This window comes from Phoenicibacter congonensis, assembly GCF_902386915.1.
Classification (GTDB): Bacteria; Actinomycetota; Coriobacteriia; order Coriobacteriales; family Eggerthellaceae; genus Phoenicibacter; species Phoenicibacter congonensis.
Genome location: NZ_LR698997.1, coordinates 1,204,563 through 1,230,592, shown reverse-complemented (window position 1 = coordinate 1,230,592; position 26,030 = coordinate 1,204,563). Strand labels below are relative to the sequence as shown.

The following is a 26,030-nucleotide window of genomic DNA, read 5'->3' as shown; positions in this document are numbered from 1 at the left end:
AGGGCTTTTTTGTTTTTTTAAGGAACAAATTTGTTTATAGATAAAGTACACATATTTGCAAAAGGTGGCGATGGTGGAAGCGGATGTGTTTCGTTTCGCCGTGAGGCTCATGTTCCAAAAGGTGGCCCTGATGGAGGAGACGGTGGCGATGGCGGAAACGTTGTTTTAGTTGCTGATTCGTCAATTTCTTCTTTGATTGAATTCCGTTTTTCTCATCATTTCAAGGCCGACAGAGGAATGCATGGGCAGGGTTCAAAAAAATCAGGCAGGTCTGGAGATGACGTTGTCTTAAGAGTGCCAGTCGGAACGGTTGTTAGGTTCTACAATTCTGAAATGGGAATTGCTGGAGATGACATCGCTGATTTGTCGGTTGAAGGGCAAAAGTGCATGATAGCTAGAGGTGGCAGAGGGGGTTTGGGAAACACCCATTTTGTTACACCGACTCATCGTGCGCCTGCTTTTGCTGAATTGGGTGAACCAGGTCAAGAAACAGAAGTCGAGCTTGAGTTAAAGTTAATTGCAGACTGTGCACTCGTCGGCATGCCTAGCGTTGGGAAGTCTTCTTTGATTTCTGTTATGAGCAAAGCAAAGCCAAAAATTGCCGATTATCCTTTCACTACATTAGTCCCAAATTTGGGTGTTGCTACATATAACGACAAAGCTTTTGTTGTGGCAGACATTCCAGGATTGATTGAAGGCGCAAGTGAAGGCAAAGGTTTAGGGCACGAGTTTTTGCGTCACATTGAACGTGCTAGCACCATTGTCCACGTTGTCGACATCACTGGTGGACTTGAACAGCGTGATCCAATTGATGACTATGAAATCATTTCAAAAGAGCTTAAAGATTATTCATTAGAACTTGCACACAAGCCGCGTTTGATTGTTGCTAATAAAGTTGATGTCGCAGATTATGATGAAATCGCCCGTGAAAATTTAGAGCGTCTTCAAAACCGAGTCAAACAAGACTTCGACGAAGTTTTAGATAACGAGGGAAATAGAATTTATCAATCAGACAAAGTGATTCTTGTTAGTGCTGTGACAACTCAAGGCATTGACCAACTGAAAGCTCAAATTCTCACAGTTGTAGAGAACAATCGTCATGCTTTGGAAGTTGAATCTCAACAAAATGAGAGCTATGACAGCGTTTATGAATATGTGCCAACTTCTGCTGGAGGAACTTCTATTGAGAGAGAAGATGATGCTTGGCGTGTCGGTGGTGACGCAATTGTTAGGGCAGTCATCCAAACTGATTGGGACAACGAAGAAGCAGTTGATCACTTCCAAAAGCGATTTAGGAAAATGGGAATTGAAGACAAGCTTTTTGCCGCTGGAGCCAAAAATGGCGACGAAGTGAGAATCGCCGATGTTTCTTTTGATCTTTATTCAACAAGACAAGTTGGAAAGCTAAACGTTGGGATTTTTGGCGGCTCTTTTGATCCTGTGCACCTAGGCCACATGGCTTGCGCTGAATTTGCAAAAGAGGCTGCGCGTTTAGATAGGGTCATATTTGTTCCAACACACATTTCCCCTTTTAAAGCCGAAGAAGTTGACGACATTATGTTTAGTGACGATGAACGATTTGAGCTTTTGCAGGCCGCTTTGTGTGAATCAGACTGTTTTGAAGTAAGTGACTGTGAAATCGAGAAGCAAGGAATTTCCTACACTTGTGACACTCTTCATTTCTTTACAAAGTTCTATCGTGATGAGGGAATTGATGCAAACTTAACGCTCATTATTGGGTCTGACTTGGCAAATGAGCTTGATAGATGGAAAAATGCCAGTAGGATTGCCCAAATGGCAAATGTAGTTTGCATTATGCGACCTGGCTACAATGAAAAAATGCTTCCGGAGAAAGTTAGAGAGCTTGGATTTAAAGTTAACTTCATTAAAAGCCCTAATGTTGATGTTTCTTCGACACAAATCAGAGAGATGCTAAAAGCTGGCGAAGACGTCACAGGTCTTGTTCCAGATGAAACGCTTAAGTTGCTTAAAGATTTCATGTCAAAAAGAAACAACTAGTAAAACGATAAACAAAACATGATTGATTACCTGACTAAAGATTTTTATGAAAAAATGAAGCATGATGTAGAGCAACGTGTTTCAAAGAAAAGATATAACCACATTTTAAGTGTTGCCAAAACTTGCGAATTGGTCGCCGTGACCTATGGTCTTGATGTTAGAAAGGCATCTCTTGCCGGCATATTGCATGATTGGGACAAGGGACTCACTCCCCAGCAGGAAATTGAGAAGGCCTATGAATATGGACTTGATAAAGAAATTGATGAGTGGACAATCAACAACTTGCCGCACTTGCTTCATGGACCAACTGCAGCTGCTGATTTTCTTAAGAATTTTAAAGGTTTTCCCCAAGACGTTGCCCATGCTATTTATGTGCACACTACAGGTTGTGTAGACATGAGCGACCTTGATATTTGTTTGTATGTTTCTGATGCAATAGAGCCTAATCGAAAATATGACGAATTGGGACAACTGCGAGCTATGGTCGGGAAGGCTACGCTTGAAGAATTGTTTGAATCGGTGTTTTGCTTGTGGACTGCAAAGCTCATTTTAAATAGAAGATATGTTGAGCCAAACACTTTAAAGGTTTACAACTCTCTTGTAATGAAAAAGCAAAAATAGTTCTCATTTTTTGACAATAATTCACCCATTATTTAGTAACTTTTTCACCAATAATTAAAAAAACAAGGCTTTTAGCTTGTGGTTTATTGCTTTTGTGCTGCACGTTATCTTCTTTTGACAAAATCGAAAATTAGCGCAATTATCTTCTTCCTTAAAAAACTGATTGAAGGGTGGTTGGTATGTCAGTTTTTGTCGAAAGATGCGTTTTAGAAGTCTGTAGTCTCCCAAAAATTGATGACAGTCTAATCGAGAGAAGCACTTTATTGAGCAAGCTTGTGCAAGAGCGTCGAAGACCTCGCTTGCTCGTTGCTCCTTCTGGTTATGGCAAAACTACTGTGTGCTCGCAGTATGTAAAAATGATGTTTTCGGATTCAACCGTGTTTTGGTGTGATTGCTCTTCTCCTTGCTTTTTTCGTGATTTGCAAAATTCAGAAATGCTTAATCACTTCAGCAATCAAGCTAATGGCGCTGCGATTTGCGTTTTTGATAACGTACCAAAGCTTGTTGGAGAGGATTTGTGTGAGTTTGAACAAATCGTGGAAACAATCAGTGAGTCTGGCGTTGAAATCCTGATCACCACTGCCCCCGAGGCAAACCCTTCTTTTCTTAAGCAGTTGAGTCTAGCTGTTTTGCGTCCAGAGGAATTCGTGTTTCAAGACAGAGAAGATGCTGAAGACAAAAGTGTTCCAATTCTTTGTTACTCTAATAATCATTTTGAAAAATTCTTTAATTCGATTAGAGACTATGGCTTAAGGCGCTCTGAACTGCTTGTCTATTTCAGCATTCTTGCATTGCAGGTAGGAAATGTTAAAGATATAGAAGGATTGTCGACTGCTAAAAATGTTGCAAGCATCTTTAACAAATTTTCACTATTCTATCCACATCTTGGAATTGATTGCAAAAAAGGAGCTTTTAGCTCTTGCAAAATTGATGCATCACTCATGAAACAGGGTCTAAATTATGCAATGAGCGAAATTGTTAGGTCAAGTGTGTTTTCAGATGAAACAGAATTTTTGTTTGGACTGGCTGGTATTCTTGTTGAAAGAAAACAATATTTGAGGGCCTATGAGTTAGTTTCTGCTTTTTGTAAAGTTAATGATGTCGTTAGATGGGCAATAAATAATGGCATTACTTTAATTGACGCTGGCCAAATTGGTCTTTTTGTAAAAGCAACATGCATAACTCCTCAACAGCTAAAGGAATTACGTGACGAGGTCAACACAATCAACTTAGTTGCAAATTATGCTACTTCTAACCAGGTGGGCACAGAAGAGTTTAATTTAAAACTATTTAGGTCACATAATTCTCTACCTTCTCAGCGCCTTTTGGCAAGTTTGCTTTCTATTGCATCATGTGGAGTTGAAGATAGATATGAATATGCAAAGCAAGCGCTAGAGTGCACAGGTCTTTATGAAGCTCAAATTTTGAGCGAAGATGTTTTTTCTGGTTGTCGAATCAAGGGTGAGTCGCTGCTCTTGCTTAATGACATATTGTTAACCTATGTTGATAACCGCTACCGAGGTTTTGTTGTTCTGTTAGACGAGATCAACGTTTACAGTTCATCACGGCTAGACGATTCAAATCTGTGTGCTCTATTAATTTGTTCAAGACTAGTTATTAGCGATTTTTTGTTCTTTTTAAACGGAGCAGACGATTTAGAAGTTTGTTATAAGAGACTGTTTGGTAATGTCGAAGACCTAAACTTTGTTCGTGATTTGTTTGAGTGTTTGATTGAGTTTGTCATCAACGAAGCCAATGTTGCAGGTGTCGAAGATAAGTTTTATTTTGAGCTTGTAGACGCAGTTCGCGAGGTAATCAGATATTGTGACCACCTAAATGATAAAGCTTTGAAAAAAATTGATAAATCAGCAAAATCTATTATTGAAGAAATGCATTCTGCTCGAGCGAAAGATGCAATTGCCTGCTGTTCGACCTTAGCTTTAAATCAAAAGAAACCTTCTGTTGTAAAGCCAGTTGAGCCTCGTCGTGAAAAGCCTTCCTACAAATTGCGTCTCACATTTTTTGGTTGCGCACAAATAGAGTTAAATGGCCACTATTTTGAAAGCGACATTTTAAGGAAGAAAAACCCCTGCTACATGTTGTTTTGGCTTTCCAAAAACCTGGGAAGAGAACTTGGACGCGATGAACTTGTTGAAAAGATATGGGAAGACGCGCCCAGCATCGAGTGCAAACACAGAAACTTTTATTCCACGCTATCTCACTTAAAGAAAGAATTAAATTTCAAATCTGGTTTCGACTTTATAAAGAAAAGCTCTGTTGGATATTACCTTGATGCCAAACATTGTGAAAGTGATTTACTGGAGTTCGATTCTTTTTGTAATAAGCTATGCTTCGAGCCGGAAGTTCTGCTTCGTGACATGGATAAGCTTTCAGCTGATGTAGCACGTTTCTCGCGTCCTCTCATCCCTATGATTCGCAATAAAATCAATTTGCCTGAGCTTAGATATGCCTATGAGCAGCAACTAATCGATTCTTTGATATTAGCTGCTGTTAACTTCATGCAAAAAGAAGAATATCGAAATGCTCTATGGTTTGCAAAACAGGCAAAAGAAATTGATAGAAACAGAGAAGATGCCTACGAATTGATTATGAAAGCCCAAAGTGCACTTCATCTTCGATCTTCTGCATTTTCGACCTATTTTGAATGTCGTGATGCATTAGATGTTTCCTATGGAATCAAACCCTCTGATGGTTTGCAGTCAATCTACAAGTCGCTGTTGACCTAGGCTAACCGCTCACACCTTTATAAATGCTTAGCTCACCTTTTGGGCTTTTACCCCTAAAAGCTAGTGTAGTAAAATTTATAGTTTGTATGACTCAATTGTTTCTTTAAAAACTGAGGTGGAATTTAGATGAGTTTGTTGTCTAAGTTGTTTTCTGCAGGTGAAGGAAAACAGCTAAAAAAATATCAAGGAAAAGTCAATCGAATCAACGAGCTTGAAAGTTCAATTGTTGCACTAACAGATGCGGAGCTTGCGCAAAAAACTGTGGAATTCAAAAAGAGATTTGCAGATGGTGAGACCCTAGACGATTTGTTGTGTGAGGCATTTGCAACAGTTCGTGAGGCTTCAAAGCGAACCATTGGGCTTCGACATTTTGATGTTCAGTTGATTGGTGGAATGTCTTTGCATGCTGGCGAAATCGCCGAAATGAAAACTGGTGAAGGCAAGACTCTCGTGTCAACACTTGCTGGTTACTTAAATGCGATACCTGGCAACAATGTTCACATCGTTACCGTTAATGATTACCTTGCAAAGCGCGACTGCGAATGGATGGGAAAAGTTTATGAGCTTTTGGGAATGAGGGTTGGACTCATCCAAAATGGAATGAATCAAAAAACAAAAATTCCTGCATATAAAGCCGATGTAACATATGGGACCAACTCTGAGTTTGGTTTTGACTATTTGAGAGATAACATGGTTACACGGCCAGAGCTTCGAGTTCAGCGTGGCCATTCTTTCTGCGTGGTTGACGAAGTTGACTCCATTCTCATCGACGAGGCAAGAACTCCTCTCATCATTTCAGGTCCAGGCATGCATGCAGCGGAGACCTATCGCAAGTTTGCTTCAGTTATGCCAAATCTCGAAAGAGATGTTGATTTTGAGATGGATGAGGCAAAGAAGACGATTGCGACTACCGAAGCTGGTCTTGCAAAGGTAGAAAACATGCTTGGGGTCGATGATATTTATTCTGACACGACAGGTGTGCTTGCTAATCACTTGCAACAGGCTCTTAAAGCGCAATTCTTGTTCAAGCGCGATGTTGATTATGTCGTTGTTGATGGCCAGGTTAAAATTGTCGATGAATTTACTGGCCGAATCATGGAAGGTAGGCGCTATTCTGAAGGCCTTCACCAGGCAATTGAGGCAAAGGAACACGTTAAGGTTCTTGATGAAAACCAAACACTTGCTACAATCACGCTTCAGAACTACTTTAGACTTTATGACAAGTTGTCTGGCATGACTGGCACGGCTATGACTGAAGATGCTGAGTTCAGACAAATTTATAAACTTCCAGTGTTTTCCATTCCGCCTAACAAGCCTGTTATTCGTGATGACAGAAACGATTTGATTTATAAAACAGTAGATGCGAAGTTTAATGCCGTTGCAAATGACATTGCTGAGCGTCATGCAAATGGTCAGCCTTGCTTGATTGGCACTGTGTCAATTGAAACGAGTGAGAAGCTCTCGCGCTTGCTTGATAAGCGCGGAATCAAACATGAAACCCTCAATGCTAAAAACCACGAGCGTGAAGCTCACATAATTGCACAAGCTGGACGCGTCGGTGCTGTCACTATTGCTACCAACATGGCTGGTCGTGGAACTGACATCATTTTAGGTGGTAATCCTGATGTATTAGCACAAGACATTATTCGGCTTGATGGCTTTGATCCTGATGCTCCTGAATTTGACGAAGATGGGAATAAAAACGACTTGTTTGCATCTCAGGATGAAAGAGATAAAGCTTTTAAATTAGCTAAAAAAACCTGCGATAAAGAGCAAAAAGAAGTGCTCGAGGCAGGTGGTTTGTGCGTTATTGGCACTGAGAGACATGAATCTCGAAGAATCGACAATCAGCTTCGTGGCCGTTCTGGTCGTCAGGGGGATCCTGGTACAACGCAATTTTACTTATCTCTTCAAGATGACTTAATGCGTCTTTTTGGTGGGAACAGAATGGATTCCATTTCTCGCATGATGGAAAAAACTGGAATGGAAGACGACATGCCAATTCAAGCATCCATGGTTTCAAAAGCCATTGAGTCGGCACAGCGTCAAGTCGAAACAATGCATTTTGCTGCTAGAAAAAATGTTCTCGAATATGACGACGTCATGAACTTGCAAAGAAAAGCAATTTATGAAGAAAGAAATGCAATTCTAGATGGCAAGGATGTTTCAGAGAAACTTCCTGAAATCATTGACGATGCTGTTACTGCGCATGTTGAAGAGTGCCTAGTCGGAGACGATTCTCGCGAGTGGGATGTGCATGCACTAGAACTTTGGGTACAAGACCAAACTGGTCGTGATGATTGGTCGGTTGAAGAGATTGACCATGACGATGACCCAGAAGTTGTTGCAGATTCTTTGAATGATTATTTCTCTTCGATTCTCGATGAAAAGAAAAATTTGCTTGGTGAAGATGGGATTAAGCACCTCTCAAGCCAGGTTATGCTTAGAATGATTGACGTTCGCTGGATGCAGCACCTCTCTGACATGGATTATCTGAAGACAGGCATTGGACTTCGTGCAATTGGACAAAGAGATCCTTTGGTTGAGTACAAAAATGAAGCGTATAACGCTTTTGAGAATATGACAGCGACGATGTATGACGACTATCTAAAGACTCTGTTGCGCATTCAAATCGCAGTCGCGCCGAAGCCTGAAGATGATGTTGTAGAGGAAAGAGAGATGTCCTATTCGTCTCCTGAGGAGTCGTTAAATGAGCCGGGTTTGCGAAGCGCTAACGCAGAGGCACAAATGCGAGCTCAGGGTGCTGGGGCTCCTCCTCGTCTCCAGACAGGCAAAGTTGAAACATATGTAAAAGACAAGGATGATATTTTTGCTAATGTTGGCAGAAATGATCCTTGCCCTTGTGGCAGTGGAAAAAAGTTTAAAAAGTGTCATGGCGCCTAGAGATATTACCGGAATAAAAAAGAGACTAGATGAAGTTCGTGCGAGCTCACACATTAACGATTTGTTTGGGCGACGGATTGAACTTGACAATGAGTTTAAAAAACCTGATGTGTGGGATGATGCGCAACGTGCAAGCAGGCTTTCAAAAGAGATAGCTGAAGTGCAGAACACAATCGACTCCTATGCAAGTGCGTGTAAGCTCTATGATGATGTTGTCTGTGCTCATGACTTAGCGCTTGAGGATTCAGCCTGTGAGCCGCTTTTAGATAGTTTGGCTGAAAGACTTGATGAAGAGCTAACACAGCTAGAGCTTGAATCGTGGTTTTCAGGGAAGTTCGACAAGGAAGATGCAATATTAACCATTAATCCTGGCCAAGGGGGTCTTGAGGCGCAAGACTGGACCGAGATGCTTTATAAAATGTATGCTCATTATTGCGAAAACAAGGGTTGGAAATATAGCGTTCTCGACATCGTTAAGGGCGAGCGAATTGGCCTTGACCGTGTGACTATGCAAATTTCTGGGCATAATGCATATGGAATGTTACGAAGCGAGATTGGTGTTCACCGTCTTGTGCGAATTTCTCCAACAGACATAAAAAAGAGAAGACACACCACGTTTGCTAGTGTAGAGGTTTTGCCAGTTTTGCCTGATGACATTGAAGTTGATCTTGACATGAATGATGTTAGAGTTGATGTTTATCGGTCAAGTGGGCCTGGTGGACAATGCGTTAACACTACAGACTCCGCTGTTCGTTTAACTCACATTCCAACTGGTATAGTTGTTACGTGCCAAAACGAAAAAAGCCAGCTTTTGAACAAAGAGGCTGCACTGAGCGTTCTGAAATCAAAGCTCTATGAAATTGAAGAATTAAAGCGGCGTGAAGAGATCGATGAATTGCGTGGAGAAAAACAGGATTCATCATTTGGTTCTCAAATTAGAAACTATGTGCTGTATCCTTTTCAGCTAGTCAAAGACACTAGAACTAACATTGAAACTTCCAACACAACTGCAGTTCTTAACGGCGATATTGATGATTTTGTTATCGGTTATCATAAATACATTGCTTCGCTTTAATGGGAGCTTTTAACTATTTAAATAATTTTTTTAAGGAAATCAAACTTGAACACTACAACAGAAGAATTGCAGGCCATTGCAAGAGAGTGTCGTCGTGACATTGTAAAGATGATTCACAACGCTAAAAGTGGTCATCCTGGCGGAAGCCTTTCGTGCATCGATATACTCGTTACGCTCTATTTTGGTGAAGTTTTAAAACACGACCCAAATGATGCAAAAAGCGATGAGCGCGATCGTTTCATTCTTGCGAAGGGGCATGCAGCACCTGCTCTTTATGCAGTTTTGGCCAATGCTGGCTACGTTGATAAAGCATCTCTTCCGACACTTAGAAAATATAAATCTATTTTACAAGGGCATCCTGACAGATTAAAGTGCCCTGGCGTTGAGGTTTCAACGGGATCTCTTGGGCAAGGCCTATCAATCGCTTGTGGTGAGGCTTTGGGTCTAGAACTTAAAGGCGATGACAAAAATTCTGTCTTTGCTCTTCTTGGCGATGGTGAGTGTCAAGAAGGTCAAGTTTGGGAAGCCTTCATGTTTGCTTCTCAATATGGTCTCGATAACCTTGTTGCAATAATTGACAGAAACAACCTCCAAATCGATGGAAACGTAAATGATGTCATGAGTCTTGGCGACTTGAGCGCAAAAGCATCTGCTTTTGGCTGGGATGTTGTTAGCGTCGATGGCCACAACATTGACAAGCTCAAAGAAGTGTTGCTAGATGCTAAAAAGAAACGTGAAGGCAAACCGAAGTGCATCATCGCGAACACAATTAAAGGCAAAGGTGTTTCTTTTATGGAGAACCAAGCTGGCTGGCATGGCAAAGCCCCAAACGACGAAGAACTTGAAATTGCTCTTAATGAACTTGCATAAAGGTAAAGTGAAACACATGACCAAGAATTACTTAAACCCAAAACCTTCTAAAAAAAGAGCCACTCGTGAAGCATTTGGAGAAACTCTCCTTGAATTGCTTGAACAGGGCGAAAACATCGTTGCAGTAGATGCCGATTTAACTGGCTCTACAACTTTAAAAAAGCTAAAAGCAAATCACGCCGACAGGCTAATTAATGTTGGCATCGCGGAACAGAACATGATTGATGTTGCCGCTGGTTTGTCACTCACTGGTGCTGTGGCTTTTACTGGATCATTTGCTGTATTTGGAACTGGTCGTTGCTATGACCAAATCAGAAACACTGTTTGTTATTCTGACCTCAATGTTAAAGTTTGTCCGACTCATGCAGGCATTTCAGTTGGGCCTGATGGAGGGTCTCACCAGATGCTTGAGGACATTGCACTAATGCAAGTTTTGCCTAGGATGAAAGTGGTTGTTCCATCTGATTTCAATTCTTGCAAGGCAGCTTTAAAACTCGTCGAAAAAACTGAAGGGCCCGCCTATGTTCGCATGGGACGTGCTAAAGTTCCTCAGGTTTATTCGGAAGATGTTGATCTCAGACTTGGTGGGTCTCATTTAATTAAAGAGGGCACAGACGTTTCTATTTTTGCAAACGGAGTCGAGGTTAACGAAGCTATTTTGGCAGCTGAAGAGCTTGATCGGTCTGGCATTAGTGCTGAAGTCATCGACCTCTACAGTGTAAAACCACTTGATGTAGACGCAGTTGTTAACAGTGCTAAAAAAACTGGCAGGGTTGTAGTGTGTGAAGAACATTCAATTTTTGGCGGACTTTGCTCAGTTGTTTCACAAACTCTTGCGCATGCTTGCCCATGCAAATGCAATTTTGTTGCAGTAAAGGACCATTTTGGGACGAGTGCAGAATTTGATGAGTTGCTGGAAGCGTTTGGGCTAAACTCTTCTGCAATTGTAGAAGCTGCTCGCGCACTCATGTAAATAATCTCTATGGTTTATTGCGAACTATATTTGTTAGCTTTATAATTTATGTTTCCAAGGTGTTATCAGATAATTTAGAAATGGAGCTAAAACGTGGCATTAGAAGGTAACCCAAGGCGCTCTCGTCATGCAAGACATGGTGCCGACACCGCCGATTCTGCGGTTGCATCTAACCCAAGAACAACAAGACCCGGGTCAGCTAGGCAGCAGGTTGCCGACCGTCCAAGTGCGACACAGCAACTTGACATTTCTCTTCCTCAAGTTGAGACAGGGGAACAAACAGAGTCAGTTGGCAAGCCTGTCATTACTTTTGAGCATGTGACACACATTTATCCAGCTCAACCTAACAAACCAGCTTTGTCTGACATTTCATTGAAGATTTTTGCGGGCGAGTTTTTGTTTTTGGTAGGTCATTCAGGATCTGGTAAATCAACTTTTATAAAACTGATAACTCGAGAGCTTCGTGCAACTCAAGGTAAAATTACCATTGCTAATGAAGACCTATCTTCTATGAGAAACTGGCGTGTGCCATATCTCAGAAGAAACATAGGATGTGTTTTCCAAGACTTTAAACTTCTTCCAAACAAAACCGTTTTTGAGAACGTTGCATTTGCGCTTGAGGCTATCGGTAAATCTCGTCATGTTGTAAAAACGCAAGTTCCTGAAGTTTTGAGACTTGTTGGTCTGCAAGAAAAAATGAACAAAAAGCCAGATCAACTTTCTGGCGGTGAACAGCAAAGGGTGAGCATCGCTCGAGCAATCGTCAATCGCCCGCCGCTTTTGATTTGCGATGAGCCAACAGGAAATCTCGATCCACAAACTTCCCGCGGCATTATGGACCTTCTCGAAAGAATTAACAGAACAGGAACCACAGTTTTGGTGGCAACGCATGATCGTGAGATGGTCGACAACATGCGTCGTCGTGTTATTGCTCTTGATAGAGGCAAATTGACACGCGACCAAGACAGAGGAGTGTATGGTTTCGATGACTAATATTGCTAGATTTTTCCGCGAAGCCATTCAGGGCTTCACCCGCAACGCTTCAACTGCGGTTGGTTCGATTATTACGATCTTTTTGTCGTTGTTGATAATCGGCATTTTTATTGCAGCAGGATCAATGCTTGATTCGTTAATGTCTTCTGTTGAAGATGAAGTTTCAATTACTTGCTATATCAAAGATGATGCCAGTGAGGCCGACTACACCGCAATGATGCAAAAGATTCAAAAGTTTGATAGCGTCAAAAGTGTCAGTTTCACTTCTAAAGAGCAGGCAATGGAAAACTTTAAGAAAACGAATTCTTCAAACCCTGATATCATCGAGGGTCTTGATGGAAGCAACCCACTTCCTGCCTCTATTAATGTTGAGCTCGTAGATTCCCAGAACGTGGCTCTTGTAGCGAAGCAAATTGCTAATGATTCTGATTTTAAAAAGATTTGCGACAACGAAAAGGATTCGAGTGAATCGGTTAAGTATGGGCAAGGAACTGTTGAGCGTTTGTTCCAGATAACTAATTACGTTAGAATTGCAGGCATTGCTATAATCTTGGTGCTTGTTTTTATCGCTCTCATTTTTATCAACAACACAATTCGTCTGGCAATTCTTGCGAGAAGAAAAGAGATTGCTATTATGAGGTTGGTTGGTGCGTCAAATGGCTACATTCGAGGGCCATTTTTGATGGAGGGCGCGCTGCATGCGCTCATAGGCTCTGCGCTTGCTATTTTGTGTATTGAGCTTCTGCGTCGTTTTGCGATTCCTCAGTTGCAGAACATGATTAAGTTTCTGAACTTTAATGTTGACGGCTCGGTTTATACATTGATTTATATTTCGCTTGTAGCATTTGGTCTAATTATCGGTATCATAGGTTCATTGCTGGCGATGAGGAGATACCTAAAGGTTTAACTAATGGACACAGCTTCAAAAAACGAAAAATCGAAGCTATCAAAACTATTAAAAGAAAAGGCAAGGACGAGACGAATTGTTGTCGTCCTTGCTTGTTTTGTAGGCTTCTGTATTGCTTTTTTCCTTGGATTTGCTTTCAGATCACAAGTTTCTTTGATGGAGTCTATTGGAGTGCCAATTGGCGAGGAATCAACTCTAAATAGATTCCAAAGTAAAGCCAACTCTGATGTTGGAAACAATAAATCGATGAAGTCTGTTTACAATTCGCTTTCCAAAAGAGTCGATGAAGTTGAAGATTTGTTGTCTCAGAACAGCTTTGATTCGATAGATATTGAGCAATCAACGACCGATGCGATAACTGCGATGCTGAAAAGCACTGGCGACAGTTTTGCTAAATATTACTCAGCTGCTGAATATTCAAAAATTGTTACAGAATCAAAAGCTAATCCATATGCTGGAGTTGGAGTGACCTTTAATGAAACAAGCGGACGCGTTTATGTAGCTGATGTTTTTGATGGTTCTGAAGCTGAACTCAAAGGCGTCAAAGCCGGTGACTATATTAAAAGCATAAATGGTGAAAACCAGGTTGGCAAAAGTGCCGTTGAGGTTCGCAATTTAATTGCTAACAAAATTAACGAAAGTTTAATGATTAACCTCGTTCATCCCTTGTCGAAATATGGCGAGAGTGGAGATGAATATTCTGTTTCCCTAACATGTGCCAGCTTGAATGTCCCAAATGTTACATCTGAGATATCAGACGGCCTTGCCTACATTAACATTCATCAGTTTAACGAGGACACCGCTAGCATTTTGTCTACATTAGTTAAGCAACTAGACAGCGAGGACATAAAGGCTTTTGTTATCGACGTTAGAAACAATCCGGGTGGTTATATGAGTGGAGCACTTGACTCTGCATCCTATTTTCTAAAAACTGGCACACTTGTCACAATAGAGTCGGCTGATGGCAATCAAGATAGAACAACAGAAGGCGAAACCATAACAAAAAAGCCTGTTGTGCTTTTGACAAACTCTAACACCGCCGCGGCCGCAGAAGTTTTTGTTGCAGCTTTGCATGACAACAATAGAGCAAGTGTTGTGGGTGAAAAAACTGCTGGAAAGGGAATTTTTGCAGCCACAAGTGAGCTTTCATTTGGGGGAGCAGTTCGATATACAGCAGCTAAATATATAACTCCTAATGGAAACTCAATCCAGGATCATGGAATTGACCCTGACATTGATGTTGCTGGCGTTGATGACTATGATTTCGATACTGAGCCATTAAGAAGCGCAATTGACAGTGCAATTAGCATATCATCTCGTTAGGCAGGGCCATAGCCAAAGTTTTTTTCTTATAAAAATTTGGGAACTTTGTTGTAAAATAAATCTTCGCGTGTGAAGCGCCATAAATAAACATAAACATTTTAGTTATTAACATAGTACAAGGAGACAGACATGGCAGTACCAAAGCAACGAACAGGAAGAATGAGCACTCATCATCGTCGTAGCGCAAATGACAGAGTTGATGCGCCAGCAAAATGCACATGCCCAAAGTGTGGACATGCAAAACTTCCACATCATGTCTGCCCTAACTGCGGCACATACAAAGATCGCGAAGTAATCGTAACTGAATAGTTTGCGACGTTAAGCTTTTAATAAACTGTTAGTAGGGGCCGCATGGATTTAAAGTTCATGCGGTTTTTTAGTTAATATGGATAATTCAAAAACAGTAAAAATTGCACTCGATGTCTTTGGTGGGGATAACGCTCCTGACGTGTGTATACAGGGGGCTTTTCAAGCGCTATCTGAAGATAAAAACATTATTCTTTATGCAGTGGGGGAAGAAACTGTCGTAAACGAAATGGCAAAAGCAAACGACCGCATTGTTCCAGTTGTTGCTAACGAGGTAATTGGAATGGCGGAGCACCCCGTAGATGCAATAAGAAGAAAGAAAACCGCATCAATTCCTGTCGCTGCTAGATTAGTGCGTGATGAAGTGGTTGACGGTTTTTTCTCAGCTGGTTCCACAGGAGCAATGCTTAGCGCTGCCACTTTGATTACAGGAAGAATAAGAGGAGTTAAACGACCTGCTATAGGCTCTGTTTTGCCTGGTTTTAACAAGCCTACATTGTTGATGGATGTCGGTGCTAATGCTGATTGCAAGCCAGAATTTCTTTTTCAATTTGCAAAAATCGGAACTGTGTATATGCGTTCAGTTTATGGGGTTGAAAACCCAAGGGTTGGACTTTTAAACATAGGTGAAGAAGATGAAAAAGGCAGCGCATTTGCGATTGAAACGAATAAGTTGCTAAAGAAAAAACTTGATAATTTTTATGGAAATTGCGAAGGACGCGACCTTTTGCTTTCCAACTTTGACGTTGTAGTTTGCGATGGCTTTACAGGCAATGTGGCTCTAAAAACTGTTGAGGGCACAGGAAAACTTATGTTCAAGCTCTTAAAGGAAGCTTTGATGAGTGGACCAAAGGAAAAACTGTCTGCCGTTTTGCTTGGGTCTAAACTAAAGGAGCTCAAGATTAAAATTGACCCAGATGAACAGGGCGGCTCACCTTTACTTGGAACGAAAGGTGTCTTTGTCATAGGACATGGTTCTTCTAGTGCAAAAGGCATAAAGAATGGGATTCTTGAAGCAGCAAAAACTGTCCGCTGTGATCTGTCAAAAGCCATTGAGGACGCGATAAAATAGACGTTATAGATTAGCGTTATTTAAAGAATTGAATCAAATGAGTTTAAGCGCAGAACAAGAACAAAAAATCAATCTCGTCCAAGACATTATTGACTATCATTTCAATGATCAGGACTTAATCTTGAGCGCGATTACGCACCCAAGCGCCATAGAAGGCAAGCCTGTAAAATATTCCTATGAACGTCTTGAGTTTTTAGGCGATGCTGTCCTTGGGGCAATCGTGGTTCATCAAGCCTACATGTCATTCCCTGAAATGGATGAAGGTGGTCTCACGCGAATTAAAGTGTCGCTTGTTAGCGGGTCTACTCTTTCTGATTTGTCCGACAGCCTAGGATTTAAAAATGTAATAGTTTTTGGCTCCTCTGAAACTGGGACGGGCAAGCGTGGAATGCATTCTGCTCTGGAAAATGTCTATGAGGCAGTTGTCGGAGCGCTTTTTCTGGATGGGGGAATGCAAGCTGCACAAAAGTTTGTGTTGGACACTTTAATCCCAAAAATGGATGCACACATGGCTGACAAGCCTGAAAATCCTAAGAGTATGCTTCAGGAAAAAATGCAAGCTCATGGTGTTACTCCAACCTATAAATTGATAAAAATGGAAGGTCCTCCACATGACAGGACTTTTGTAACTCAAGTTTTTGCAGGAGAAATTGCTCTTGCAAAAGGCAAGGGTAAATCGAAGAAAGAAGCTGAGGCTAATGCGGCTAGTGCTTCGATGGCTCAGCTAGACAAACACATTGCACGAATCGAAAAGAAAAAGAAGAAGTCGAGCTTTAAGTTCCCGGCCGAAATGCTATTTAAGCTCGATAAGCAAAAAGACGATTCTTCTGATTCAAATTAGAACTCAATGTATCTAAAGTCACTAACTTTAAAAGGTTTTAAGTCTTTTGCGAAGAAGACTACGCTCGATTTTGAGCCTGGAATTTCGTGCGTCGTGGGCCCAAATGGATCAGGCAAATCAAACATTTCAGATGCTATTTTGTGGGTTTTAGGGGAGCGCAGTGCTAAAAACATTCGCGGCGAGTCGATGCAAGATGTTATTTTTGCTGGTACGAAAAACAAATCACGTGCTGCAATGGCAGAAGTTAGCCTTTGTCTTGACAATTCAGATGGCACATTAAACATCGATTATTCTCAAGTTGAAATTACAAGAAGGATGTATAGAAGCGGTGAGAGCGACTATTGGCTAAATGATGCGCCCGTTCGCCGCCTCGATGTTTTAAACATATTGCACGATTCAGGTCTTGGTGAAGGAACTCATTCCATCATTTCTCAGGGCTCGCTTGACTCCGTTCTTTCTTTCGATGAGATGCAGCTAAAATGCATCATCGAGGAAGTTGCAGGAATTCTAAAAGACAAGCAGAAAAAAGAAAAGTCAATGCGCAAGCTTGATTCTATGCAAGCTAATTTTGACAGAATAAATGACGTGACGACCGAAATTGAACGTCAGCTTGTCCCTTTGCGTCGTCGAGCTAAAAAGGCAGACACCTATCTTGAGATCAAAGACGATTTGATGCGTGCTAACCTTGAACTAGCTGTTGATGATTATCGTCGGTCAACAAAATCTAAACAAGATGTTGCGTCGAACATAACGAATCTCGATTTGTGCCTCAAGTCTCTTGATGAAGACATTAGCAAGATTAATGTTCAGATTACAGAACTAACAGAACAAATAAAAACTGAAAACGAAATTCGAGGCAAACAAAGCGGTGAATTTAGAAAATATAATGAACTTCTTTCGCGTCTTGAAAGCGTTTTGATGCTTTTAGATCGATCTCTTGATCAGACGCGTGATGAATCTCAGAGAATTTCTCGAGATGCTCAATCAGCGTGTGTGGAATTGGCAGTTCTGCAAAAAAAGCAGACAGACACCATCAAAAATTTTGACGAAGCTAACGAGAGAAAAGAAAAACTTGCACAGAAGGTGTCTGAAGTTCAAGCAGGTCTTGATGAAGTTAATAAAAAGAAAGCATGCTTTGACGAAGAAATTTCTCAAGTAAAAGAAAAGCAGTCTATTCACTCAAAACAGGTTCGTTTGTTACAAGAACAAATCTCTCGGGCTATTGCTGAGATGGAAGGGGAAAAAGCAAGACTTCAGTTTTTAAATGAAAAAAAAGATTCTCTTGAGAAAAAGATATCGTCTTTAAGAGAGACTCTTAATACTCAAAAAACTAGCATTGACAACGCAAGCGATTTACAGGAGAGTTTAAGGCAAAGTGATGAGTCTGCAAAGCAGGTTGTCATTAGTTGCAACAAAGCTAAAATCGCTGCAGAAGAAGCGCTTTCAAAAGCAAGAATCGAGCAAGATTCTTGCCAAGCTCAGCTAAAAGCTTTGGAAAAGATTTCGAAATCACAAGATGTTAGTTCGTCTGTTTCTCGCTTTGTTGACTCCAGCAACAGCTTGACTGAGAACAACTATTTGTTCAAGCAAATTCATGTTGAAAAAGGCTATGAGAGTTTGTGTGAAGGTCTTTTGAGCAAGCTCACCGATTCTCTAACAGTTAGTTCTTTAGATGAAGCTTTGCAAGTGTTGCGAGAGATTCCTCAAAATGCCGATTTTGCCCTATCTCTAATTGCACCAAAAAGTGTGTCTGTTCACGGCGATTGTGAAAAGTGCGACAAGCTGACCTGTCACATTTCAGGAAATGATGCCGTAATGCAAATCATAAATTGCTTGCTTGGCAATGTGTTTGTGTGCGAGAGCATTGAGGATTGCATCGCAAAATCTAGATTAAATGAAAACCTAACGTTTGCTACAAAAGAATGTGACGTTGTTTGGGCAAATGGAGTTGTTAGCTTTAGTTCAAAGTCGGCTGCCCATGATAATGGTATTTTGCATCGTGCTCGCCAAATCGAAGACATAAAAACTGCTTTAAAAGAAAGCGAAAAGTGTGTTTGTGAACTAACTGAAAAAGCTAGAATTGCAGCAGGTGCCCTTGGAGATGCCCAGGCAAATTCTTTAAGCTATTCTCAAAAACTAGCAGAAGTTAATGCCAAACTTGATGCAAGCAAATCGGACTATAAAAATAAAAGCAAGGAATTAGAAGACACCATTGAGACTTTAGGCGATCTGAATAAAGAAATAGCCGATAGTGAAATTGTTGTTTTAAAAACAGATGATATTGATATTCTTCGGGATGAACTTTCTCGTGAAGGAGAGCTTGAAAGCTCAGCTAATAGCGAAATGAGTCGTCTCATGGCTGCGCGAGATGCGCTTGCTGATGACATTAGCGAATTTAACTCACAACTTAACATTCACAAGCCCGAGCTTGCTGTGCTTGATGAGAGGTGTACCTATTATTCCAGACTTCAGTCTTCTCAAAAATCACGTGAACACACTCTCAACAAACGCATTTCTCATCTTGAACGTGAGAAACGAGGTGTGGGCTTTAGAGCAGCAAACATTCAAGATATGATACAGATTCTTTCGAATCTTGAATCGACATTTAGGAATAAGGCGCATCTTTTTGATTTTAATGATCCAAAAAACGAAGAGCACATTTCCTCTCTTTTTTCCAGACTTTCTGATTGTCGAAATGAAGTTGCGGCAAAAACTGACAAAAAAGATGAATGTTTCGAGAAAATTAGTGCAAATAGAGTTGAATTGACAAAAATTGACATAGCTCTTGAGTCAGCTACTGAACGCATTGAGTCGAATTTTGAAGGCTCTTTAATGGATGCGCTTTCAATGCCTGAGTTGCAAAACAGAGATGAAGTTGAATCAGTTGCAAATGAACTTAACACAAAGATGACAAAGCTTGGCTCTATTGACCTTGCTGCACGCGCCGATTATGAGGCATTGCAAGACAGATTTGACTTCATGAATTCAAATTTAGAAGACATTAAAGAATCTATTTCAGCCATAGAAAAAATCAATGCATTAATTGAAAAGCGTTTCAAAGAGCAGTTCGAAAAGACTTTTGAAAATGTTAATCGGAATTTCAAAAAAGTGTTTACAGAACTGTTCCCTGGTGGGTTTGGTGAACTCAAGCTCACGAATCCTGAGAACATAGACGAATCTGGTGTTTTGATTTCCGCAAATCCAGCTGGTAAACGAATTAAAAAAATATCGCTTCTTTCAGGAGGCGAGAAATCGCTTGTTGCGCTGTCTTTTTTGTTTGCGCTCTATAGCACAAGACACACACCTTTTTATGTACTTGACGAGGTTGAGGCAGCGCTAGACGACACTAACTTGTCAAGAATGCTTTCATACATTGATAATATGAGAGAAGAAACACAGTTTATTTTCATAACGCATCAAAGGCGGACAATGGAAATGGCTGATGTTTTGTTTGGTGTCTCAATGCAAGAAGATGGCATCACAAAAGTAATTTCGCAGAAGCTTAGTGCCTTTGCTCTTAATGATGAATAAATTACTGGGGGTTTTACATGGCATTTTTTGAATCATTACAAAGAGGTCTTAAAAAAACAAGAGAGTCTTTTAAAGAACAAGTAAATTTTCTTCTCGATCGCGGACCAGAGCTAAATGATGATTTTTGGGATGATTTGCTTGAGGTTTTGATCTTAAGTGATCTTGGTGCTGATGTTGCTGAGAAAATTGTGGAGGAGCTTCGCTATGACGCAACAGCTAAGGGGTTGCCTCACGCCTATGCTGTTTTAGACGAGCTTGATAAAAGAATTGCTGCTCAGTTTAGTGCCCCTGAGGTTGACATCTTTAACTTGCCTAAAGCATGTGTTTTGTTTGTTGGAATTAATGGCACAGGAAAAACAACTACTGTCGGAAAGCTAGCTAAAGAGGCCAAATATGCTGGCAAAAGTGTCATTTTGGGCAGTGCTGACACATTTCGCGCTGCTGCCATTGAACAGCTTGAGGTGTGGGCAGAAAGAGCAGATGTAAAAATCATTTCTGGCAAACGAGGGGCAGATCCTGCAAGTGTTTGCTATTCGACTCTTGAAGCGGCTGATGAGCTTGGTAGTGATCTTGTCTTGATTGATACTGCGGGACGCCTCCACACAAGCGATGATTTGATGCGCGAACTTGAAAAAGTTGTGAATGTTGTGCGCAAGCGAGCCAACATGGACGTTTACACAATTCTTGTAATCGATGCTACAACTGGACAAAATGGCCTCACTCAAGCAGAGAAGTTTAACCAGGCACTCAATTTAGATGGCCTCATAATCACTAAACTTGATGGAACTGCTAAGGCTGGCATCGCTGTTCAAATTTCATCTAAACTCAATCTTCCAATTTATAAAATTGGTGTGGGTGAGGGGATTGATGACTTAAAAGACTTTAAAGCTGATGAATTTGCAAAAGCACTCATTGGCTCTTTTGATGATCGCTTCAACGAATAGAAAGAAGGTTTGTTTTTATGCTTGAAAATTTAAGTGACAAACTAACCTCCGTTTTTGATAATCTTCGTGGCAAGGGCCGTCTTTCTGAAGAAGACATTGAGGCTGCTGTTCGAGAAATTCGCCTTGCTCTGCTTGAGGCAGACGTTAACTACAAAGTTGTCAAAAATTTCACGAATAAAACTAAAGAACTTTGTTTGACGAGCGAAGTTATGGATTCTTTGACTCCTGCTCAAAATGTAGTCAAAATTGTTCTCGATCAGCTAACTGAGCTTTTAGGAACCTCCACTTCTCGCATTGAATTTTCTTCAAGGATTCCAAACGTCATAATGCTTGCAGGATTGCAGGGCTCAGGTAAAACCACTGCTGCTGCAAAACTTGCCTACAAGCTCAAAAATGAAGGCCATTCGCCACTACTTGTTGCCTGCGACATCTATCGTCCAGCGGCTAAAGATCAACTTGAAACTTTAGGTGCTGAGATTGGTGTCAAGGTGTTTAGGGAAGACATCAATGATGCTGTTGTTATTGCAAAACATGGCGTCCAACACGCAATCGACACAATGAAAGATGTAGTCATCATCGACACTGCTGGTCGCCTGCACGTTGATGAAGACATGATGAATGAATCTATTGCTATCAAAGAGGCTGTGAAGCCTGAATACATTTTGATGGTCGTAGATGCAATGACCGGTCAGGATGTTGTTGGTGTTGTTTCTGCCTTCTCGGAAGCTCTTGATTTTGATGGCGTTATCCTAACGAAAATTGACGGCGATGCACGAGGTGGTGGCATTCTTTCTGTCCGCGAAGTAACTGGCAAGCCAATTAAGTTCATTTCTTCTGGCGAAAAACCTGATTCGTTGGAAGAATTTCATCCCGACAGAATTGCAAAAAGAATTCTTGGAATGGGGGATGTAGTATCTCTTGTTGAGGCAGCCGTTAAAGCACAAGAAGATGAAGAAGCAGCAATTGAAGCAGAAAACATCGCTCGTGGAAACATCACACTCAATGATTTTAAAACCATCAACGCTCAAATCAATAAAATGGGTGGCGTTGCTAAACTCATTGGTCAACTCCCTGGCGGTGACAAATATCTAAATCAAGGCCAAGTCGATGATCATGCTCTCGACAACATGGTTGTGATTATTGATTCAATGACAGAAAAAGAACGCATGACGCCAGATGTTCTAAATGCATCGCGGCGCCAAAGGATTGCCTCTGGTGCTGGTGTTACAGTAACCGATGTCAACAATTTAATAAAGCGTTTTAATGAAATGCGCAAGATGATCAAAAAGATGTCCGCCACACAAGAGCAAGCTAGGTCTAAACGTCCAAGAAAAGGTGGCAAAAAGCAGAAGAAGCGAGCGCATCGCGCTTCAAACACAACACTGCCAGGTGGGCTTTCAATGAAAGATATTATGGAGCTTGCTAACAAAATGGGTTAACGCAAGAAAACTTTGTTATTCCCTAACACGATTTTCTTGTATCATATAAAAGTTGCAAACTTATGATTTAACAAATTTAAGGAGAACGTTTAAAAAATGGTAAAAATTCGTCTCGCAAGACATGGTGCTAAAAAGCGTCCATATTACAGAATTGTTGCTGCTGACTCACGTTGCCCTCGCGACGGAAAATTCATTGAGGAAGTAGGTCGCTATAATCCTTGTTCAAGCCCAAAGGTCATTCAATTTGACACTGATGCAATCGACAAGTGGCTCTCTCAAGGTGCGCAAATGACAGACGTTGTTGCTAGCCTTTATGAGAATTACAAAAAGGACAACAAATAATGTCCTCCGTTTGTGAGAACGTTAGTGGACTTGTTGAATATCTAGTCACAAGCATTGTTGACAATAAAGACGCTGTTAACATTGTTTCGTCAGAAAGCGACAATGGTGACATTTCAATTGAAATCAATGTGGACGAATCAGATGTCGGTCACATTATTGGAAAAGAAGGCCACATTATTAAGTCAATTCGCAGGCTTGCACGTGCTTGCGCTTTAAAGTCAGATGTGCACGTGGACGTTGAGTTAGTTGATTAACTCAGAATTCCAAAAGAGCGATTGGTGTGACATTTGCACTGTTCGTTTTAGAAAAAAATTTATAAATGTCTGTGCTCTTGAGTGCACAGACATTTCTTTTGTTCCAGAAGTTGGGCTAGAAGTTTTTTTAGTTCCTCCAAAAATAGATGTCCCCAGAAAACTGCATATTGGAAAAGTCGGTGAATTCTCAGGCAGTTTTAGTGTTTCTTTTCAAGAAACTTTGACCTGTGATGTTCTTCATGAGCTTGATGGAATGCATTTGATTGTTAGCGAAGCTGACGCATGTTCCCTAAAACAGCCTGAAAATTTACGTTTTGTTGGCTGGAGTGTTAAAAATTCAAAAACTGGAGACATTTTAGAAATTGATGATGTGATTGAAATGCCAACGCAACTATTGGCAATTTCTCACACAGGTGGCAGAGAAACTCAAATTGTTTTGCATGATGATTTAATAGTTGACATTGATGACGACAAACAACTCATCACTTTAGTTATGCCTGATAGTTTTATTTAATTAATGAGAATTGATTGCCTGACAACATTTCCGCACATTTTTGATTCACACATGAGCGAATCAATAATGATGCGCGCTCAAAACAATGGTTATCTCGAATTTCATGCGCACAACTTGCGAAATTGGACACACGATGCTCACAGGACAACTGACGATTATGTCTATGGCGGTGGTGTTGGCTTGCTCATGAAGTGCGAGCCCATTTATGAGGCGGCCGAAGAGCTCATTGGTAAAGAAGAAGTTTCTTTGCGAATTTCTGATTATTTGTCTGGAAAGAAATCAGCTAACAAAAACGTGAGAGTTATTATTGCGGGTCCTCAAGGAAGGACATTTGATGACAGGCTTGCGTGTGAATTGTCTTTAGAAAAACATCTTCTTTTTATCTGTGGTCATTACGAGGGACTTGATGAGCGGGTTTATGCATTAGCTGATGATGTCGTTTCGATTGGTGATTATGTGCTAACTTCTGGTGAGCTCGCCTCAACTGTGATAATTGACGCGACGGTGAGAAAAATTCCTGGTGTTTTGGGTGCTGAAACAGGTGCTATCAATGAGTCATTCTCTGATTATTTGCTTGAGCAACCTCAATATACACGTCCTGACTCCTATCGAGGAATGGATGTGCCAAGTGTTCTCCTTAGCGGAAATGACAGTAAAATCGATAAATTTAATAGGGAATCAAGCATAAGACGAACATGGAATTCAAGGCCCGATTTAATCGAGAGGGCACTTAGAGACAATCTTTTGTCGACTGAAGATCTAAAAATGCTCGATAAAGTAAAGCACGTAGCGCATGCGCCCACTGTTTAAATAACGTATAATTTTTTCTCATCTTGATAAATATTCCACTCTGGGAGAATTTAATTGTTTGAAGGCGATCACGCAAATTCAAAAGCGACTAACTTTTTGGGTTCTGTTGTTTGGGTGGTGGTGTGCGCTGCGCTGATTTTTATCTTCTCCATGCTGCTTAGGCAATTTGTCATCGAACCTTTCACAATTCCAACTGGTTCAATGGAAGACACAATCATGACTGGAGACAATGTTTTCGGAGAAAAAGTCAGCTACCACTTTCGTGAGCCTGCAGTTGGTGATGTTGTGACTTTTAACGACCCCCAAACTCCTTCAAGACTACTTATAAAAAGAGTAGTTGCTACAAGTGGCCAAACTGTAAATTTTGTTGATGGAAACCTTGTGGTCGATGGAAAAGTTGTTGAAGAAGATTATACTAACGGAAAAGAGTCTCGCCCGCTTGCGAACTCAATTGCGATTAGTTCCTACCCATATGTTGTTCCTGATGGTTATGTGTTTGTGATGGGTGATAACCGAACTAACTCGCAAGATTCGAGATATTTTGGTGCTATTGCTGTCGAAACAATTCAAGCGCGTGCGTTTGTAGTGTATTGGCCGCTTAACCACATACATTTAATTTAGAAGAAAGGAATTTGAGCTATGGAGCGCAGAAAAGCCAGAGAGGGTTCATTGACTTTCCAAGAAGTCGTAATGAATCTTCAAAAGTATTGGTCCGAGCAAGGTTGTGTTATCTTGCAGCCATACGACAACGAGGTTGGCGCCGGTACCAACGCTCCTGCAACAACACTTCGCACTTTAGCAGGAGAGAAATGGAAGACTGCCTATGTTCAAGGATGCAGACGACCTGCAGATGGACGCTATGGCGAAAATCCAAACCGCTTGCAGTTTTACTATCAATTCCAGGTCATCTTGCAGCCGTCTCCAGATGATGTACAAGATTTGTATCTTGGTTCTTTAAAGGCTATTGGCATTGACATTCACAAGCACGACGTTCGTTTTGTTGAAGACGACTGGGAAAGCCCAACTCTTGGCGCTTGGGGTCTTGGTTGGGAAGTTTGGATTGACGGCATGGAGGTAACTCAGTTTACCTATTTCCAGCAAGTTGGTGGCTTCGAGACATTCCCTGTTCCAGCGGAGCTTGCTTATGGTCTTGAGCGTCTCACAATGTTTGTCCAAGGTGTCGACAACGTGTTTGATATTGAGTGGGCTCGCGATGCCGAAGGTCATGTTTACACCTATGGAGACGTTTATCTAAACAACGAAAAACAATTCTCAAGATATAACTTTGAAGAATCAAATCCTCAGTTCTTGCTAGAGGAATTTGAGAAAAGGGAAGAAGAGGCTAACGATCTTTTGAGCAAAGATTTGCCACTTCCAGCATATGATTCAGTTTTGAAATGCTGCCACACATTTAACTTGCTCGATGCCCGAGGAATGATTTCGGCAACTGAGCGTCAATCATACATTCTCCGTGTTCGAGAAATTGCTAAGGGATGTTGCGAGTCCTATATGAAAGTCGTTTGCGGTAAAGATGGAAAGGAGTAG

General features: G+C 41.1%; 22 protein-coding genes. All 22 read left to right on the top strand.

Annotated elements, in window-relative coordinates; all coding sequences use genetic code 11:
- Nucleotides 1-30: 30 nt before the first annotated feature.
- On the top strand, nucleotides 31-2,019 hold the full coding sequence (gene obgE, locus FXZ76_RS05315; protein ID WP_079536384.1) for a GTPase ObgE: 1,989 nt from the start codon (nucleotides 31-33) through the stop codon (nucleotides 2,017-2,019).
- A gap of 18 nt (nucleotides 2,020-2,037) precedes the next feature.
- Complete coding sequence (gene yqeK / locus FXZ76_RS05310) at nucleotides 2,038-2,640, top strand: bis(5'-nucleosyl)-tetraphosphatase (symmetrical) YqeK (protein ID WP_079536381.1); 603 nt, start codon at nucleotides 2,038-2,040, stop codon at nucleotides 2,638-2,640.
- A gap of 179 nt (nucleotides 2,641-2,819) precedes the next feature.
- Entirely contained in the window at nucleotides 2,820-5,387 is a 2,568-nt protein-coding gene (locus tag FXZ76_RS05305) for an AfsR/SARP family transcriptional regulator (protein WP_079536378.1), read from the top strand.
- Nucleotides 5,388-5,513: 126 nt separating this feature from the next.
- Nucleotides 5,514-8,291 (top strand): preprotein translocase subunit SecA, encoded by a 2,778-nt coding sequence (gene secA, locus FXZ76_RS05300; RefSeq protein ID WP_079536376.1) that lies wholly within the window; start codon nucleotides 5,514-5,516, stop codon nucleotides 8,289-8,291.
- Entirely contained in the window at nucleotides 8,281-9,366 is a 1,086-nt protein-coding gene (gene prfB, locus FXZ76_RS05295; protein WP_079536969.1) for a peptide chain release factor 2, read from the top strand. The genes secA and prfB overlap by 11 nt, the downstream gene beginning before the upstream one ends.
- Nucleotides 9,367-9,411: 45 nt before the next feature.
- Entirely contained in the window at nucleotides 9,412-10,236 is an 825-nt protein-coding gene (locus FXZ76_RS05290) for a transketolase (protein ID WP_079536374.1), read from the top strand.
- A 16-nt stretch (nucleotides 10,237-10,252) separates the two neighbouring features.
- Nucleotides 10,253-11,209 (top strand): transketolase family protein, encoded by a 957-nt coding sequence (locus FXZ76_RS05285; protein ID WP_079536371.1) that lies wholly within the window; start codon nucleotides 10,253-10,255, stop codon nucleotides 11,207-11,209.
- A gap of 246 nt (nucleotides 11,210-11,455) precedes the next feature.
- Nucleotides 11,456-12,202, top strand: a complete 747-nt coding sequence (ftsE, locus tag FXZ76_RS05280; protein WP_147571615.1) for a cell division ATP-binding protein FtsE — start codon at nucleotides 11,456-11,458, stop codon at nucleotides 12,200-12,202.
- Nucleotides 12,195-13,109 carry a permease-like cell division protein FtsX gene (gene ftsX, locus FXZ76_RS05275; protein WP_079536967.1) on the top strand — a complete coding sequence of 305 codons (915 nt, stop codon included), beginning with the start codon at nucleotides 12,195-12,197 and terminating at the stop codon, nucleotides 13,107-13,109. Before ftsE ends, ftsX begins: the two co-directional genes overlap by 8 nt.
- Before the next feature lie 3 nt (nucleotides 13,110-13,112).
- Nucleotides 13,113-14,432, top strand: coding sequence for a S41 family peptidase (locus FXZ76_RS05270; protein ID WP_079536367.1), 1,320 nt, complete (start codon nucleotides 13,113-13,115; stop codon nucleotides 14,430-14,432).
- Nucleotides 14,433-14,561: 129 nt separating this feature from the next.
- Nucleotides 14,562-14,741, top strand: a complete 180-nt coding sequence (gene rpmF, locus FXZ76_RS05265; RefSeq protein WP_079536365.1) for a 50S ribosomal protein L32 — start codon at nucleotides 14,562-14,564, stop codon at nucleotides 14,739-14,741.
- Nucleotides 14,742-14,817: 76 nt separating this feature from the next.
- Nucleotides 14,818-15,810 carry a phosphate acyltransferase PlsX gene (gene plsX, locus FXZ76_RS05260; RefSeq protein WP_079536363.1) on the top strand — a complete coding sequence of 331 codons (993 nt, stop codon included), beginning with the start codon at nucleotides 14,818-14,820 and terminating at the stop codon, nucleotides 15,808-15,810.
- A 37-nt stretch (nucleotides 15,811-15,847) separates the two neighbouring features.
- Nucleotides 15,848-16,651, top strand: coding sequence for a ribonuclease III (gene rnc, locus FXZ76_RS05255; RefSeq protein ID WP_079536359.1), 804 nt, complete (start codon nucleotides 15,848-15,850; stop codon nucleotides 16,649-16,651).
- Nucleotides 16,652-16,657: 6 nt separating this feature from the next.
- The gene (gene smc / locus FXZ76_RS05250) at nucleotides 16,658-20,182 is read left to right on the top strand and encodes a chromosome segregation protein SMC (protein WP_079536357.1); all 3,525 of its coding nucleotides are present in this window, start codon (nucleotides 16,658-16,660) and stop codon (nucleotides 20,180-20,182) included.
- Nucleotides 20,183-20,199: 17 nt separating this feature from the next.
- The gene (ftsY, locus tag FXZ76_RS05245; RefSeq protein ID WP_079536355.1) at nucleotides 20,200-21,126 is read left to right on the top strand and encodes a signal recognition particle-docking protein FtsY; all 927 of its coding nucleotides are present in this window, start codon (nucleotides 20,200-20,202) and stop codon (nucleotides 21,124-21,126) included.
- Nucleotides 21,127-21,143: 17 nt separating this feature from the next.
- Nucleotides 21,144-22,565, top strand: a complete 1,422-nt coding sequence (ffh, locus tag FXZ76_RS05240) for a signal recognition particle protein (RefSeq protein WP_079536352.1) — start codon at nucleotides 21,144-21,146, stop codon at nucleotides 22,563-22,565.
- Between the two features lie 96 nt (nucleotides 22,566-22,661).
- Nucleotides 22,662-22,907, top strand: a complete 246-nt coding sequence (gene rpsP / locus FXZ76_RS05235; protein ID WP_079536350.1) for a 30S ribosomal protein S16 — start codon at nucleotides 22,662-22,664, stop codon at nucleotides 22,905-22,907.
- Complete coding sequence (locus FXZ76_RS05230) at nucleotides 22,907-23,161, top strand: KH domain-containing protein (protein ID WP_079536347.1); 255 nt, start codon at nucleotides 22,907-22,909, stop codon at nucleotides 23,159-23,161. Before rpsP ends, FXZ76_RS05230 begins: the two co-directional genes overlap by 1 nt.
- Nucleotides 23,154-23,675, top strand: a complete 522-nt coding sequence (locus tag FXZ76_RS05225; RefSeq protein ID WP_079536345.1) for a hypothetical protein — start codon at nucleotides 23,154-23,156, stop codon at nucleotides 23,673-23,675. The genes FXZ76_RS05230 and FXZ76_RS05225 overlap by 8 nt, the downstream gene beginning before the upstream one ends.
- Nucleotides 23,676-23,678: 3 nt before the next feature.
- Nucleotides 23,679-24,485, top strand: coding sequence for a tRNA (guanosine(37)-N1)-methyltransferase TrmD (trmD, locus tag FXZ76_RS05220; RefSeq protein ID WP_079536343.1), 807 nt, complete (start codon nucleotides 23,679-23,681; stop codon nucleotides 24,483-24,485).
- 54 nt (nucleotides 24,486-24,539) lie between these two features.
- Nucleotides 24,540-25,106, top strand: a complete 567-nt coding sequence (gene lepB, locus FXZ76_RS05215) for a signal peptidase I (protein WP_147571552.1) — start codon at nucleotides 24,540-24,542, stop codon at nucleotides 25,104-25,106.
- A gap of 18 nt (nucleotides 25,107-25,124) precedes the next feature.
- Nucleotides 25,125-26,030, top strand: a complete 906-nt coding sequence (locus FXZ76_RS05210; RefSeq protein WP_079536338.1) for a glycine--tRNA ligase subunit alpha — start codon at nucleotides 25,125-25,127, stop codon at nucleotides 26,028-26,030.

Bases quoted from the DNA above. Each gene is read 5' to 3' on its own strand.
- yqeK (WP_079536381.1), top strand. From the start codon at position 2,038: ATGATTGATTACCTGACTAAAGATTTTTATGAAAAAATGAAGCATGAT.
- FXZ76_RS05305 (WP_079536378.1), top strand. From the start codon at position 2,820: ATGTCAGTTTTTGTCGAAAGATGCGTTTTAGAAGTCTGTAGTCTCCCA.
- secA (WP_079536376.1), top strand. From the start codon at position 5,514: ATGAGTTTGTTGTCTAAGTTGTTTTCTGCAGGTGAAGGAAAACAGCTA.
- prfB (WP_079536969.1), top strand. From the start codon at position 8,281: ATGGCGCCTAGAGATATTACCGGAATAAAAAAGAGACTAGATGAAGTT.
- FXZ76_RS05285 (WP_079536371.1), top strand. From the start codon at position 10,253: ATGACCAAGAATTACTTAAACCCAAAACCTTCTAAAAAAAGAGCCACT.
- ftsX (WP_079536967.1), top strand. From the start codon at position 12,195: ATGACTAATATTGCTAGATTTTTCCGCGAAGCCATTCAGGGCTTCACC.
- FXZ76_RS05270 (WP_079536367.1), top strand. From the start codon at position 13,113: ATGGACACAGCTTCAAAAAACGAAAAATCGAAGCTATCAAAACTATTA.
- rpmF (WP_079536365.1), top strand. From the start codon at position 14,562: ATGGCAGTACCAAAGCAACGAACAGGAAGAATGAGCACTCATCATCGT.
- plsX (WP_079536363.1), top strand. From the start codon at position 14,818: ATGGATAATTCAAAAACAGTAAAAATTGCACTCGATGTCTTTGGTGGG.
- rnc (WP_079536359.1), top strand. From the start codon at position 15,848: ATGAGTTTAAGCGCAGAACAAGAACAAAAAATCAATCTCGTCCAAGAC.
- smc (WP_079536357.1), top strand. From the start codon at position 16,658: ATGTATCTAAAGTCACTAACTTTAAAAGGTTTTAAGTCTTTTGCGAAG.
- ftsY (WP_079536355.1), top strand. From the start codon at position 20,200: ATGGCATTTTTTGAATCATTACAAAGAGGTCTTAAAAAAACAAGAGAG.
- ffh (WP_079536352.1), top strand. From the start codon at position 21,144: ATGCTTGAAAATTTAAGTGACAAACTAACCTCCGTTTTTGATAATCTT.
- rpsP (WP_079536350.1), top strand. From the start codon at position 22,662: ATGGTAAAAATTCGTCTCGCAAGACATGGTGCTAAAAAGCGTCCATAT.
- FXZ76_RS05230 (WP_079536347.1), top strand. From the start codon at position 22,907: ATGTCCTCCGTTTGTGAGAACGTTAGTGGACTTGTTGAATATCTAGTC.
- trmD (WP_079536343.1), top strand. From the start codon at position 23,679: ATGAGAATTGATTGCCTGACAACATTTCCGCACATTTTTGATTCACAC.
- FXZ76_RS05210 (WP_079536338.1), top strand. From the start codon at position 25,125: ATGGAGCGCAGAAAAGCCAGAGAGGGTTCATTGACTTTCCAAGAAGTC.